Here is a 13806-nt window from a genome sequence, read left to right on the forward strand (position 1 = left end):
ACGGCACACGGGACGCGGAGCCCTGGTCCGGGGCGTCCTTGACACAACCCTGACGCGCGGGGCGGGCTCAGTTCGGATTGTCGCCGTGGGTGAGGGTCTCCCAGGCCGTGAAGAGGTTGTTGGTGCCGGCCGGGCGGCTGCGCTCGGTGAGCGCCTGGGTGTTGGTCATGGCGACGCCGCGCCGGTTGTGCAGCGCGTTGTACCCGACCTCGGTGACCGGTCCGAGCCCGAGGTGGAGGGAGCCGCCGCAGAGCCAGCCCGGCACGGCCGCGCCCAGCTCGTACGTGGACTGGAAGCCGAGGGCCTGCCGCAGCCGTTCGCCCACGTCGGTGCCGTACAGGTCGGTGCCCTGGATGCGGCTGGTCTCGGCGACGTGCGAGATCGCGGAGATGCCGTAGCCGGTGTGGGTGAGGTCGCGGCAGGTCTCCTGGGTGAGACCGGTGACGAAGGTGGTCTGGCCCTGCCAGTAGGTGACGATCTTGTCGCGGGTGTTCAGGTTCTGGCTCGGCACGGTCTTCGGCAGGTCGCCGTCGGAGGCGAGGTAGACGTAGGCGGCGGTGCGGGTGCGGAACTTCGCCATGGCCTTGTCGTACGACGCCCTGTCCTCCAGGAAGACGGAGATGCCGACGGCGGCCTCCATCATGGACAGCTCCCAGTTGCCGTTGGAGTTCGAGCCGTTGATCACCTCGGGGAGGTAGACGTCGCGCAGCATGGCCGCGAAGCGGCCGGAGTTGGCCCAGGTGCCGGTGTACGTGTACTTGATGATCTCGGCGGCCTTCGGCCAGGAGGAGCCGGCCCAGCCGGTCTGCAGCGGCGCGTTGCTGTTGGTGTGGTCGGTGATCACCGCCGACCAGGCGTCCATGAGCTGGATCGCCTTCTTCGCGTACCGCTCGTCGCGGGTGAGGTACCAGGCGAGGGCGTCGGTGTAGGCGGCGATCGCGTCCTCGCGCTCGTCGGTGCAGCCGTTGTTCGGGTTCGAGTACGAGCCGCACTCGACGACCGCGCGGGGCTTGGGGGTGCGGTTGAGGTCCGCGTACCTGCTCGCCAGCATCTGGTCGAGGGCGCCCTTCCAGGGCTGGGCGCCGGCGTCGGTCTTGGCGCGGGTGAAGTCGAGCTGGGCCCGGGAGACGGTGACTCCGGGGTGGGCGAAGGCGGTGGGCGCGGCGTCGGCGGGCCAGGCGAGGGTGCCGGCGAGGAGGGCGGCGGCGGCCGTGAGGAGTGCGGTTCTGCGCATGAGCGGAGACTCCGTTCTCGTATGTGAACGAAAAGCGTCTGCGTGAACGAACGCGCTGAGCCGAGACCGTAGGTACGGACCATTACGGCGTCAAGGGTTCACGCGCGAGAAGCGGGGCCACGACGAAAAGGGCCGCATCCCCTGAGGGATACGGCCCTGGTGTCCTGTCCTGCTCAGCGCACCTCGGTGATCTCCGGGCCGCGCTGGAGCTGGCCCATGCCGCCGGCGAAACGGGAGCCGCCCTCTTCCTGCTGGACGCCCTCGGGGACCATCTGCGCGTCGTTCGGCAGCTTCAGGACGATGGGGTCGCGCGGGGCCATCGGACCCTCGCCGCGGACCACGACCGTGTCCCGGAAGATCTGCTCCAGCAGACCGGCGGCCTGCGGCTGCACCGCGCCCTGGCCGGAGATCACCCCGCGCAGGAACCAGCGGGGCCCGTCCACGCCGACGAACCGCACGACCTGGAAGCCGCTGGTCCCGTCCGGCAGCTGCACCGGCACCTGGGCCCGCAGCTCCCAGCCGAGCGGGCCCTCGACCTCGTCGATGATGCCGCCCTGCTGGGTGATGCCGGAGGCGATCTCCTCACGGACCTCGCCCCAGATGCCCTCGCGCTTGGGGGCGGCGAAGGCCTGGAGCTGGATGGCGCTGTCGCGCAGCACGACGGTGGCGGCGACGATCGCGTCGCCCGCGACCTCGACCCGCAGTTCCATGCCGTCGACCCCGGGCACGAACAGGCCGCCCAGGTCCACCCGGCCCTCGGCCGGGTCGCGGACCTCGGTGCTGTCCCAGGGTCCGTCGGGCCGCGGCTCCGGCTCCAGCCGTACGCGCTCGCGCGCCTCGTCCGCCTCGGTGTCGACGCTGTCGACGACCTGCTCGGCCTCGCCGGCCGCGTCCCCGGCGGCACCCTTCTTCTTGCGACGTCCGAACACGTCACTGTCCTTCCCGGTCGGATACGACCGAAGCGTATCGATTCCCACCCGTCGGGCCGCCCTCGGCGACCTGACCGCTTGTGCCGCTTGCCAGGCCCGCGCCGGCGTGCCCGCCGGTGGACCCGAAGCCCCCCTCGGCCCGTGCCGTATCGGGAAGCTCCGCGACCTGGCGGAAGCGGACCCTCTCGACCTGCTGGACGACCAGTTGGGCAATCCGGTCGAAGCGCTCGAACCGCACGGCCTCGCGCGGGTCGAGATTCACCACGATCACCTTGATCTCCCCACGGTACCCGGCATCAATCGTCCCCGGGGCATTCACGAGGGCGACACCGCAGCGGGCCGCGAGGCCGGAACGGGGGTGCACGAAGGCCGCGTACCCCTCGGGGAGCGCCACAGACACCCCGGTGGGCAGGACGGCCCGCTCACCGGGGGCCAGTTCGCGGGCCACGGTCGTCCGCAGATCGGCGCCCGCGTCCCCGGGATGCGCGTACGCCGGAAGCGGTACGTCCGGGTCCACGCGCCGGAGCAGGACCTCCAGCGGGGCGCGGCTCACGGGTTCACCTCGAAGGCGCGCGCCCGGCGCACCTGGTCCGGGTCGTCCAGCGCGGCCCGGATCTCCTCGGGGCGGCCGTGGTCGGTGAAGTGTTCGACCTTGACCTCGACGAAGAGGGCGTCCGCGCGGACGGCGACGGGTCCGTCGGGTCCGCCGACCCGGCCCGTGGCGGTGGAGTAGATCTTGCGGCCGGCCACCGCCGTGACCTCGGCCTCCAGGTACAGGGTGGTGCCGACCGGCACGGGCAGCAGGAAGTCGGTCTCCAGCCGGCCGGTCACCGCGATGGTGCGCAGCAGCCAGCCGAGCGAGCCGAGCGTCTCGTCCAGCGCGCTGGCCAGGACCCCGCCGTGGGCGAGTCCGGGGGCGCCCTGGTGGGCGGGCTGCACGGTGAACTCGGCGGTGACCGTCACACCGTCGCCGGCCCGTGCCACCAGGTGCAGTCCGTGGGGCTGGTCGCCGCCGCAGCCGAAGCACTGCCCGTAGTGCGCGCCGAGCGGTTCGCCGGGCGCGGGGGCATCGGGGTGCCGTACGGGTTTCACGGCGTCGGCGGGGGGCTGAAGGGCCGGGGAAGTACCACTCACAGGCGGAGACCTTACCGCTCCGCCCTGGCTGCGGACCCGCCGCGATCCCGTGCCAAGCTTGGCTCCATGCAGCTCTCCGCCGCCCCTTACGAAGAACGCCTCACCGCGCCCCGCTCGTCGTGGCTGCTCTGCTTCCTGGTGGGGCTCGCGATCGCCATCGTCCTGGTGCCCTTCGGCACGCTCCCGATCCTCGGCGGCCTGGCCTGCGGCACCGCCGCGGCGGCGGTCGTGACCAGCTCGTACGGTGCGGTCCGCATCCGGGTCGTGGGCGACTCGCTGATCGCGGGCGAGGCGAAGGTGCCGGTGGCGGCGCTGGGCGAGGCGGTCGTGATGGACGCGGAGGAGGCCCGCGCCTGGCGGACGTACAAGGCCGACACCCGCGCCTTCCTGCTGCTGCGCGCCTACATCCCGACGGCGCTGCGGGTGGAGGTCACCGACCCCGAGGACCCGACGCCGTACCTGTACCTGTCGACCCGGGAGCCGGAGCGCCTCGCCGAGGCGATCGAGACGGCGAAGCGGTCCGCGGCGGCGTAACCGGGGCGGGGCCGCCGGACCGGCGACCGCCGCGCCGCCGCCGCGGGCCGAGCCCCGGGTCCGGCGGCGGGCCGGTGAGGGGGCCGTCAGCGCCCGTCCTCGCCCGTCTCCAGCTCCAGCGCGTCCTCCGGGGCCTCCAGGGCGGGCAGCTCGGGCAGCGCCTCCCAGGGGACCTGGATCCTGCGCAGATCGGCCCGGATGCGCTCGGCGAGCTTGCGGGTGTCGCGGCGGTTCATGACCGCGCCGACGGCGGCTCCCACCATGAACGGCATCAGGTTGGGCAGATTGCGCACCATCCGCTTCATGATCTGCTGGCGCAGCTGGCGCTTCATGTGGCCGTTGAGGGCGGTGCCGAAGGTCGACGGCTCGGTCACGTCGATGCCGCGCTCGTCCGACCAGGAGTTGAGATACGCGGTGCTGCGCCGGCCGAGGCCGCCGGGCGGGCGTACGCCGTAGACCTCGTGGAGTTCGGCGATCAGCTTCAGCTCGATCGCGGCGACGCCGGTCACCTCGGCGGCCAGCTCGGTGGGCATGGCGGGCGGCACCGGCAGCATCGCCGCGGCGCCGACCCCGGCGCCCACGGTCGCCGTGGCCCGGGTGGCACCGGCCACCAGCCGGTCGGCCAGCTCCTCGGGCCCGAGGCCGGGGAACTGCCGCCGGAGCGCAGCCAGGTCCCGGACGGGGACCCGCGGGGCGATGTCGATGACGTGGTCGGCGAGGTGCGCCAGGGCGGACCTGGCGCGGTCGCCGCCCTTGCGGACGCCTTCGGTCGCTCTGTCCCGCAGCACCGCCGCCCGGCGTCGGGCAGCGGGCGCGGGGGCCGGCTCCGGCACCGGGTGGTCGGCCCGGTCGGCAGCCGGTTCGAGCGAGGCCGTCCCCGGGAGGGTCGGGCCCCGCTCGTCGTCACGCGCGCGGTAGGGGCCGTCGGACGGCCCTTGGTCCGCTCCCCGCTTGGAGAAGCGGCGCTTCCAGGGAGGGGTCGAGCCAGTCACGGCCGACCCCGCCTCAGTCGCAGTCGCGGCAGATCGGCTGGCCGTTCTTCTCCCGGGCCAGCTGGCTGCGGTGGTGCACCAGGAAGCAGCTCATGCAAGTGAACTCGTCCTGCTGCTTGGGCAGTACTCGGACTGCCAGCTCCTCGTTCGAGAGGTCGGCTCCGGGAAGCTCGAGGCCTTCCGCGGCCTCGAATTCGTCGACGTCCACGGCGGAAGCCGACTTGTCGTTCCGGCGAGCCTTCAGCTCTTCGAGGCTGTCCGAGTCGACGTCGTCGTCGGTCTTGCGTGGAGTGTCGTAATCGGTTGCCATGTCGCTCTCCCCCTCTGGGTGTCTGCGGTGTCTCCAGCGCACGTAACGCGTGAGAGGCCGGACTTGTGCCCGACCCGAGGCGGAGATTTTGCCTCACATCAAGGTCTGTTACTCAATCGACACCCAACCGGCCTCCGCTTGGGTGATCGGCTTGGATGGCGAAGGGGACCGTACACGGTCCGAATAGTGCACGCCAAAGGCGTCTCACCGTGTACTTCCCGTGATCAAGACCCTGGAAAACCCGGATTTTCCCGGCTTTCCGACGGATTTCTTGATCACGGAGAGTAGGTGGCCGGAAAGGCGCCGCTGTGATCGATCACACACGCGAACACCGGAACGGTGGCCCGGAAATTTCGCTCAAAGCGAACAAGCCCGGACCCTCGGGGCGGCGGTCGGCGCCATGATCTCAGATCCGCGGGCCGCCTCAGACCGGCAGGGTCACCCTCATCACGAGTCCACCCCCCTCGCGCGGCTGGGCGTAGATGTGGCCGCCGTGCGCCCGCGCCACGGAGCGGACGATGGAGAGCCCGAGGCCGACGCCCTTGTCACTGCCGGTCCGCTCGGTGCGCAGCCGCCGGAACGGCTCGAAGATGTTGTCGATCTCGTACGCCGGCACCACCGGGCCGGTGTTGGTGACCACCAGGACCGCCTGGCCGTGCTCCACCTCGGTGGTGACCTCGACCCAGCCGCCCTCCGCGACGTTGTACCGCACCGCGTTCTGCACGAGGTTCAGGGCGATGCGCTCCAGCAGGACGCCGTTGCCCTGGACGACCGCGGGGGCGCGCCGGCCGCGCAGCTCCACGCCCTTGGCCTCGGCCTCGGCGTGCACCTGGTCGACGGCCTGGCCGGCCACCTCGGCGAGGTCGACGGGCTTGCGCTCCACGATCTGGTTGTCGCTGCGGGCGAGCAGCAGCAGGCCCTCCACGAGCTGCTCGCTGCGCTCGTTGGTGGCCAGCAGGGTCTTGCCGAGCTGCTGCAGCTCCACCGGAGCCCCGGGGTCCGACAGGTGGACCTCCAGCAGGGTGCGGTTGATCGCGAGTGGAGTGCGCAGCTCGTGCGAGGCGTTGCCGACGAAGCGCTGCTGGGCGGTGAAGGCCCGCTGGAGGCGCTCCAGCATGTCGTCGAAGGTGTCGGCCAGCTCCTTCAGCTCGTCGTCGGGGCCGTCCAGCTCGATCCGCCGGGAGAGGTCGGAGCCGGCCACCGCGCGGGCGGTGCGGGTGATCCGGCCCAGCGGGGAGAGGACACGGCCGGCCATGGCGTAACCGAAGGCGAAGGCGATCACGGCGAGGCCGAGCAGGGCCAGCAGGGAGCGGCTGAGGAGGCTGTCCAGGGCGTGCTGGCGCTGTTCGTTGACACAGTCGTTCATCGCCGAGTTGACGACGTCGGCCGACGCCTTGGCGGGCAGATTGCACGTGTCGCTGGCGACACTGCCCGAGGTGATCTTGAACGGGAGGTCGCTGCCGACGTTGAGCGCCTGGGCCGCCAGCAGGTAGATGATCGACAGCAGCAGGATGCCGGCGATCAGGAACATGCCGCCGTACAGCAGGGTGAGCCGTATCCGGATGGTCGGGCGCAGCCACGGGAAGGGCGTGACCGACGGGGGGTCCCAGGTGGGCTTCGGGGGCGCCTGAGGGGGTGCGGGGGACGCTGCCACGGGCGATCAGATCCGGTAGCCGGAGCCGGGGACGGTGACGATCACCGGGGGTTCGCCGAGCTTGCGGCGCAGGGTCATGACGGTCACCCGGACGACGTTGGTGAACGGGTCCGTGTTCTCGTCCCAGGCCTTCTCCAGGAGCTGCTCGGCGGAGACCACCGCGCCCTCGCTGCGCATGAGGACCTCCAGGACCGCGAACTCCTTGGGCGCGAGCTGCACCTCCTTGCCGTCCCGGAAGACCTCCCGGCGGTTGGGGTCGAGCTTGATGCCGGCGCGCTCCAGCACCGGCGGCAGCGGCACGCTCGTCCGCCGGCCCAGGGCGCGGACGCGGGCGATCAGCTCGCTGAACGCGAAGGGCTTGGGCAGATAGTCGTCGGCGCCGATCTCCAGCCCCTCGACGCGGTCGCTGACGTCGCCGGAGGCCGTGAGCATGAGCACGCGGGTGGGCATGCCCAGCTCGACGATCTTGCGGCAGACGTCGTCGCCGTGGACGAGGGGGAGGTCGCGGTCGAGCACGACCACGTCGTAGTCGTTGACGCCGATGCGCTCCAGGGCGGCCGCCCCGTCGTACACGACGTCGACGGCCATGGCCTCCCGGCGCAGTCCGGTGGCCACCGCATCGGCGAGCAGCTGCTCGTCCTCGACGACGAGTACGCGCACGTCGCTTGTCCTTCCTGTGTCCGCCCGGCAGCGCCTGGCGGACGCGCGCGGGCAGGGGTCTGGTGGGTGTGTTGACCTCCATCCTGCCCTTTTCGGCCATAAGTCGGCGGTAAGGCGGGAGAGCGCCCGGCGTACGGGGACCGAGGTGCGGGGGAGAAAGCGGTTCCGAACGGGAATGCGAGATTTTCTCGGACGGTTCAGGTTTCCGCGGAAGTGAGCGGGGGGAGGACGGCTTTACACCCCGCGATCACGCTCTGCCTGTACCGCTCGTCCAGCGGTGCGCAGCGACCGTTCGCCGCAGGGCGGGCGTGGGTGTCCGGCATCGTCGCCGCCCGGCCGCGCGGCGCTGGGCACCTGTCAGAGACGTGATCGTCCCTTCCGTACGGCACACCCCCGTGCCATCGACCCACGACCCAGGACGAGGGGGCGCAGCATGGACGCTTTCACCACAGGACTTCTGCAGCGCATAAAGGCGACCGAGTCCGACCTCTCGCGGGCCCGTGACGAGGGGGACGACTTCCTCGTCGAGGTGGAACTCGGCGAGCTGGACGACCTCCGCCGCCTCGCCGCCGAGCACGGCGTGGAGGTCACCGCGATCAGCGGCTGACCACCCCGCGAGCCCCTACCGCGCGTACGGCACTCACCCCCGGCGAATCCAGCGCCGGGGGTGAGTGCCGTGCCGTGCCGGGACTCAGTCGTGCCAGGCGCCCAGCTCCTCCAGGAGCCGCTGGAGGGGTTCGAAGACGCCGGGGGTGGCGGCGACCGTCAGGTCGTCCGTCGGGCGCTCACCGGGGCGTCCACCGGTCAGCGCGCCCGCCTCCCGGGCGATGAGGTCGCCGGCGGCGCGGTCCCAGGGGTGCAGGCCCCGCTCGTAGTAGCCGTCGAGGCGGCCGGCCGCGAGGTCGCACAGGTCGATGGCGGCCGAACCGCCGCGCCGGACGTCCCGCAGCCGGGGGATCAGCTGCCGGGCGACCTCGGCCTGGTGGGTGCGGACCGCGGTGACGTAGTTGAACCCCGTGGAGACCAGGGCCTGGTCCAGCGGGGGCGCGGGCCGGCAGGCCAGCCGGCGCTCGCCCGGCCAGGCACCGGTCGCGTGGGCGCCGCCGCCGCGCACCGCGTGGAAGGTCTCCCCGCGCATCGGCACCGCGACCACGCCGACGACCGTCTCGCCGTCCTGCTCGGCGGCGATGGAGACGGACCAGGTCGGCAGCCCGTAGAGGTAGTTCACCGTGCCGTCGAGGGGGTCGATCACCCAGCGGACGCCGCTGGTGCCCGGGCTGGCGGCGCCCTCCTCGCCGAGGAAGCCGTCGTCCGGGCGGCGGTCGGCGATGCAGGTGGTGATCAGCTTCTCCGCCGCGATGTCCATCTCGGTGACCACGTCGATCGGGCTGGACTTGGTCGCGGCGACCGCGAGGTCGGCGGGGCGTCCGTCCCGCAGCAGCTCACCGGCGCGGCGGGCGGCCTCCCGGGCGATCTCCAGCAGTTCGGCGTGGAGGGGGTCGGTCACGTCGGTGACGGGGCTGGTCACGGGGCTCCTCACGCGTAGGGGCTGTCGGCGCCCGCGGCGGCGGGACGGGGGGTGCGGGCGGGGCAGCAGCCCACCGGGCAGACGTTGTGGCTCGGGCCGAGGGCGCCCAGGGCGCACGGTGCGACGCTCCGCCCGCTCTCGGCGGCGGCGCGCTCCAGGATCAGGTCCCGGACGGCGGCGGCGAAGCGGGGGTCGGCGCCGACGGTGGCCGAGCGGCGCACCGGCAGTCCCAGCTCCGCGGCCTTGGCGGTGGCCTCCGTGTCGAGGTCGTAGAGGACCTCCATGTGGTCGGAGACGAAGCCGATGGGGGCCATGACGACGGCCGGGACGCCGGCCGCGTGCCGCTCCTCCAGGTGGTCGCAGATGTCGGGCTCCAGCCACGGGATGTGCGGGGCGCCCGAGCGCGACTGGTAGACGAGCTGCCAGGGCCGGTCGACGCCGGTGCGCTCGCGGACGGCGCCGGCGATCACCCCGGCGACGTCCAGGTGCTGACGGACGTAGGCGCCGCCGTCGCCCTGGTCCTCCACGGGGCCGGAGGTGTCGGCGGCGGAGGTCGGGATGGAGTGGGTGGTGAAGGCGATGTGGGCGCCGTCGCGGACCTCTTCGGGCAGGTCCTCGATCGACCGGACCAGGCCGTCGACCATGGGCTCGATGAAGCCCGGGTGGTTGAAGTAGTGCCGCAGCTTGTCGATCTTCGGCGGCTCCAGGCCCTCCCGCTCCAGGGTGGCCAGGGCGTCGGCCAGGTTCTCGCGGTACTGCCGGCAGCCCGAGTAGGAGGCGTAGGCGCTGGTGGCGAGGACCAGGACGCGGCGCCGCCCGTCGCGGACCATCTCGCGCAGGGTGTCGGTCAGGTAGGGCGCCCAGTTGCGGTTGCCCCAGTAGACGGGCAGCTCCAGGCCGTGCTCGGCGAAGTCCGCGCGCAGGGCGTCCAGCAGGGCGCGGTTCTGGTCGTTGATGGGGCTGACCCCGCCGAACAGGAAGTAGTGCTGCCCCACCTCCTTCAGGCGTTCCTTGGGGATGCCCCGGCCGCGCGTCACGTTCTCCAGGAACGGGACGACGTCGTCGGGGCCTTCCGGGCCGCCGAAGGAGAGCAGGAGCAGGGCGTCGTAGGGGGTGGCATCGAGCACGTCTGGCATGGGTCGATCCTGCCACCCCCCACCGACAGCGGGGACACGGCGGGTGCGTCCCCGGGCTCCCGGCTGGTCCGGACGGGTGCACGGGATCACGGACCGCCGGTAAGCTGTACCGACGGCGTACACGCCTTACCGCGCACCCGGCGCGGCCGCACCGCGCCCCGCCTCGCACCCCACCGAGCCACCGCACCCGTCACCACCGGGCCGAGCCGTACCGGAGATCCCGTTGCCCAGCCCCTACCGCGACCTGTTCGCCGCCCCCGGCTCCAGGGGCTTCTCCGCCGCGGGCTTCCTCGGCCGGATGCCGCTGTCGATGATGGGCATCGGCGTGGTGACCATGGTGTCGCAGCTGACCGGGCGGTACGGGCTGGCCGGGGCGCTCTCCGCCACCATCGCGCTGGCCGCAGCGGTCTGCGGTCCCCAGGTCTCCCGGCTGGTCGACCAGTACGGGCAGCGGCGGGTGCTGCGGCCCGCCACGCTGGTCTCGCTGGCGGCGGCGGCCGGACTGCTGCTGACCGCGCACTTCCGGTGGCCCGAGTGGCTGCTGTTCGTGTGGTGCGTCGGCATCGGCTGCGTGCCCAGTCTCGGTGCCATGGTGCGGGCCCGCTGGGCGGCCCTGTACCGGGGCACGCCGAAGCTGCACACCGCGTACAGCTTCGAGTCCGTGGTCGACGAGGTCTGCTTCATCTTCGGGCCGATCATCTCCATCGGCCTGTCCACCGCCTGGTTCCCGGAGGCCGGTCCCCTGCTGGCCGCCGGCTTCCTGGCGGTCGGCGTCTTCTGGCTGACTTCGCAGCGCGCCACCGAGCCGGTGCCGCACCCCCGGCAGCGCGGCAGCGGCGGCGGCAGCGCGCTGCGCGCCAAGGGTCTCCAGGTCTTCGTCGGCACCTTCGTCGCCACCGGCGCGATCTTCGGATCGGTCGACGTCGTCACCGTGGCCTTCGCCGAGGAACAGGGCCACAAGTCCGCCGCCAGCCTGGTCCTCGCCGTCTACGCGGCCGGCTCGTGCGTGGCGGGCATGGTCTTCGGCCTGCTGCGCTTCGCGGGGGCGCCCGAGCGCCGCTGGCTGCTGGGCGTCTGCGCGATGGCCGTGAGTATGATCCCTCCCCTACTGGTCGGAAACCTGCCGTCTCTGGCCGTGGCGCTGTTCGTGGCGGGTCTGTCCATCGCTCCGACGATGATCACGACGATGTCCCTCATCGAAGAGCACGTACCACGCGCACAGCTCACCGAGGGGATGACCTGGGTGAGCACCGGCCTCGCGGTCGGCGTCGCGCTCGGCTCCGCCGCCGGCGGCTGGGTGATCGACGCGGCGGGGGCGGGCGCCGGGTACGGGGTTCCGGCGGTGGCCGGGGCCGTCGCGGTCACGGTCGGTTTCCTCGGGTTCCGCCGGCTCAAGCGGCCGGCGGTGGGGCGGGGAGGCGTCGTTGAGCAGCACAGCGAGCGGGAGCGGCAGGAACGGCACATGGCGTAACTGGGGCGGCAGCGTCACGTTCCGCCCCGCGCGGGAGGTGACCCCGGCCTCGGCCGACGAGCTGGCCGACGTGGTCCGCCGGGCCGCCGAGGAGGGGCTGCCGGTCAAGGCGGCGGGCACCGGGCACTCGTTCACGTCCATAGCGGCCACCGACGGGGTGCTGATACGTCCCGACCTGCTGACCGGAATCCGGCACATCGACCGGCAGGCGATGACCGTGACCGTGGAGGCCGGCACCCCGCTCAAGAGGCTCAACGTGGCCCTCGCGCGCGAGGGCCTGTCGCTGGCCAACATGGGCGACATCATGGAGCAGACGGTCGCCGGGGCGACCTCCACCGGCACCCACGGCACCGGCCGCGACTCCGGTTCGCTCGCCGCGCAGATCCGCGCCCTGGAGCTGGTCACCGCCGACGGCTCCCTGCTCACCTGCTCCGCGCAGCGGAACCCGGAGATCTTCGCCGCCGCCCGCGTCGGCCTCGGCGCGCTCGGCGTCGTCACCGCCGTGACCTTCGCGATCGAACCGGTCTTCCTGCTCACCGCGCGCGAGGAGCCGATGCCGCTCGACGAGGTGCTGTCCCGCTTCGAGGAACTGTGGACGGAGAACGAGCACTTCGAGTTCTACTGGTTCCCGCACACCGGCAACACCAGCACCAAGCGCAACAACCGCAGCGCGGGCCCGGCCCGCCCGGTGGGACGCCTGCGCGCCCTGTACGAGGACGAGTTCCTCTCCAACGGCGTCTTCCGCGCCGCCAACGAGATCGGCCGCGCCGTCCCGGCCACCGTCCCGGCGATCGCCCGCGTCTCCAGCAGGGCGCTGTCCGCGCGCACCTACACGGACATCCCGTACAAGGTCTTCACCTCGCCGCGCCGGGTCCGCTTCGTGGAGATGGAGTACGCCGTTCCGCGCGCGGCCCTGGTCGAGACGGTGCGCGAGCTGAAGGCGATGGTGGACCGCTCCCGGCTGCGGATCAGCTTCCCCGTGGAGGTGCGCACCGCCCCGGCCGACGACCTCACCCTCTCCACCGCCTCCGGCCGGGACAGCGCCTACCTCGCCGTCCACATGTTCCGGGGCACGCCCTACCGGTCGTACTTCACCGCCGCCGAGCGGATCTTCACGGCGCACGAGGGCCGGCCGCACTGGGGGAAGCTGCACACCCGGGACGCGGAGTACCTGTCCCGGGTGTATCCCCGCTTCGGCGAGTTCACGGCGCTGCGGGACCGTCTTGATCCTGATCGCCGGTTCCGGAACGACTACTTGCGGAGGGTGCTGGGGCCGTAGCCGACGCCCCGGGGTCCTCGGTGGCGGTGCCGTCCGCGCCCTGTCCGTCACCGGTGGCGCTCGGCGTGGGCGTCGGGTCGGAGGCCGTCCCGTCGTCCCGCGCGGAGCCCTCGCCGGAGGAGGCGCCGCCGTCCGCGGAACCCGCCGTTCCGGAGGGGGTGGCCGACGGGGTGCCGGTGGATCCGGAGCCCGTGCCGGAGTCCGCGGAGCGTCCCGGGCCGGTCGACGGGGTGGCCGTGCCGTCGTCGCCCGGGTCCTCGGAGCCGTCGTCCCCGGAGTCCGAGGAGGAGCCGCCGTGTCCGGAGACGGCGTCGCTCACGGTCGTACTGCTCCCGCCGCTCAGGTTGTGGCCCGAGATCAGCTCGTAAGCGGTGATACCGCCCATGGTGACGCCGAAGACCAGGGCCGCGGCGAGCACCGGACGCTTCCAGCTCCTGACCCGCGCGCGGTAGACCGTGCCCTCGGTGAACTCCCCCGGCAGCGAGGGGCCGGCGGCGGCGGGCACCTCGGCCGGCCGGGGCTCCTCGGCGGTGCGCCGCACCTTCAACTGCTCGCCGGTGCGCCGGAAGAAGTGCTGGAAGAGCGTGCCGCCACAGGTGGCGACGACGCTGACCACCCCGGCGCCGAGGATCGTGCCGTACACGCCGAACGAGGAGGCGAGCTTGGCCGCGATCACGGCCGCCAGGGCACCGCCCGCGACCTGGGGCACGTTCAGATCGATCCGTGTGCCCCGCGCGCCTTCCGTACCCTTCGCGTCCTCCTCGCCCCGCCCGCTCCCCGTCGTGTCGTCAACGGACCTTTCCCGCATCACCGGACCTTGCCTGTCTTTCCTCGCGTGAACCTACAACTGCACGAGAAGGGGACGTACGGACGAAACCTTTAGTTCCGTTTCTGGCGGTTGCGTGAAGTAGGCCACGTGCATGATCACGGCACCGGACGGGAAGG

General features: G+C 72.5%; 15 protein-coding genes. 4 read left to right on the forward strand and 11 right to left on the reverse strand.

Features of this window, described 5'->3' with window-relative positions; genetic code table 11:
* Positions 1-67 precede the first annotated feature (67 nt).
* From Sdagh_RS10965 to Sdagh_RS10980, 4 genes are all read right to left on the reverse strand, one after another.
* Positions 68-1234: an alginate lyase family protein gene (locus Sdagh_RS10965; protein ID WP_190077973.1), complete on the reverse strand. Its 1167-nt coding sequence runs from the start codon at positions 1232-1234 to the stop codon at positions 68-70.
* A gap of 173 nt (positions 1235-1407) precedes the next feature.
* Positions 1408-2163, reverse strand: coding sequence for a DUF3710 domain-containing protein (locus tag Sdagh_RS10970; RefSeq protein WP_189420993.1), 756 nt, complete (start codon positions 2161-2163; stop codon positions 1408-1410).
* A 1-nt stretch (position 2164) separates the two neighbouring features.
* Entirely contained in the window at positions 2165-2716 is a 552-nt protein-coding gene (gene dut, locus Sdagh_RS10975) for a dUTP diphosphatase (RefSeq protein ID WP_189420992.1), read from the reverse strand.
* A complete protein-coding gene (locus Sdagh_RS10980) occupies positions 2713-3297 on the reverse strand; it encodes a PaaI family thioesterase (RefSeq protein ID WP_189420991.1) in 585 nt (194 codons plus the stop codon). Before Sdagh_RS10980 ends, dut begins: the two co-directional genes overlap by 4 nt.
* A 66-nt stretch (positions 3298-3363) precedes the next feature.
* On the opposite strand from Sdagh_RS10980, the gene Sdagh_RS10985 reads away from it, so the two are divergent.
* Positions 3364-3831 carry a DUF3093 domain-containing protein gene (locus Sdagh_RS10985; RefSeq protein ID WP_189420989.1) on the forward strand — a complete coding sequence of 156 codons (468 nt, stop codon included), beginning with the start codon at positions 3364-3366 and terminating at the stop codon, positions 3829-3831.
* A gap of 86 nt (positions 3832-3917) precedes the next feature.
* On the opposite strand, the gene Sdagh_RS10990 is transcribed toward Sdagh_RS10985, so the two are convergent.
* The 4 genes from Sdagh_RS10990 to Sdagh_RS11005 form a co-directional block, all read right to left on the reverse strand.
* The gene (locus Sdagh_RS10990; protein WP_189420988.1) at positions 3918-4823 is read right to left on the reverse strand and encodes a hypothetical protein; all 906 of its coding nucleotides are present in this window, start codon (positions 4821-4823) and stop codon (positions 3918-3920) included.
* A gap of 13 nt (positions 4824-4836) precedes the next feature.
* Positions 4837-5133, reverse strand: a complete 297-nt coding sequence (locus tag Sdagh_RS10995; RefSeq protein WP_003993510.1) for a DUF4193 domain-containing protein — start codon at positions 5131-5133, stop codon at positions 4837-4839.
* A gap of 424 nt (positions 5134-5557) precedes the next feature.
* Entirely contained in the window at positions 5558-6787 is a 1230-nt protein-coding gene (locus tag Sdagh_RS11000; RefSeq protein WP_189420987.1) for a sensor histidine kinase, read from the reverse strand.
* A gap of 6 nt (positions 6788-6793) precedes the next feature.
* Positions 6794-7447, reverse strand: a complete 654-nt coding sequence (locus Sdagh_RS11005) for a response regulator transcription factor (protein ID WP_003993508.1) — start codon at positions 7445-7447, stop codon at positions 6794-6796.
* Between the two features lie 433 nt (positions 7448-7880).
* Between Sdagh_RS11005 and Sdagh_RS11010 the strand changes: the two genes are divergently transcribed.
* Positions 7881-8054 carry a hypothetical protein gene (locus Sdagh_RS11010; protein ID WP_189420986.1) on the forward strand — a complete coding sequence of 58 codons (174 nt, stop codon included), beginning with the start codon at positions 7881-7883 and terminating at the stop codon, positions 8052-8054.
* 84 nt (positions 8055-8138) lie between these two features.
* Here the strand turns inward: Sdagh_RS11010 and Sdagh_RS11015 are convergent, their stop codons facing one another.
* A complete protein-coding gene (locus tag Sdagh_RS11015; RefSeq protein WP_189421045.1) occupies positions 8139-8954 on the reverse strand; it encodes an inositol monophosphatase family protein in 816 nt (271 codons plus the stop codon).
* 29 nt (positions 8955-8983) lie between these two features.
* A complete protein-coding gene (locus Sdagh_RS11020) occupies positions 8984-10111 on the reverse strand; it encodes a ferrochelatase (RefSeq protein ID WP_190077972.1) in 1128 nt (375 codons plus the stop codon).
* Positions 10112-10334: 223 nt separating this feature from the next.
* Between Sdagh_RS11020 and Sdagh_RS11025 the strand changes: the two genes are divergently transcribed.
* Both Sdagh_RS11025 and Sdagh_RS11030 read left to right on the forward strand, forming a co-directional pair.
* The gene (locus Sdagh_RS11025) at positions 10335-11582 is read left to right on the forward strand and encodes an MFS transporter (protein ID WP_190077971.1); all 1248 of its coding nucleotides are present in this window, start codon (positions 10335-10337) and stop codon (positions 11580-11582) included.
* A complete protein-coding gene (locus Sdagh_RS11030) occupies positions 11536-12861 on the forward strand; it encodes a D-arabinono-1,4-lactone oxidase (protein WP_190077970.1) in 1326 nt (441 codons plus the stop codon). Before Sdagh_RS11025 ends, Sdagh_RS11030 begins: the two co-directional genes overlap by 47 nt.
* Here Sdagh_RS11030 and Sdagh_RS11035 read toward each other — a convergent pair.
* A complete protein-coding gene (locus Sdagh_RS11035) occupies positions 12785-13669 on the reverse strand; it encodes a hypothetical protein (protein WP_372478436.1) in 885 nt (294 codons plus the stop codon). The genes Sdagh_RS11030 and Sdagh_RS11035 overlap by 77 nt on opposite strands.
* Positions 13670-13806: the final 137 nt, after the last annotated feature.

It is taken from the genome of Streptomyces daghestanicus, from assembly GCF_020521275.1.
Lineage (GTDB): Bacteria > Actinomycetota > Actinomycetes > Streptomycetales > Streptomycetaceae > Streptomyces > Streptomyces griseoviridis.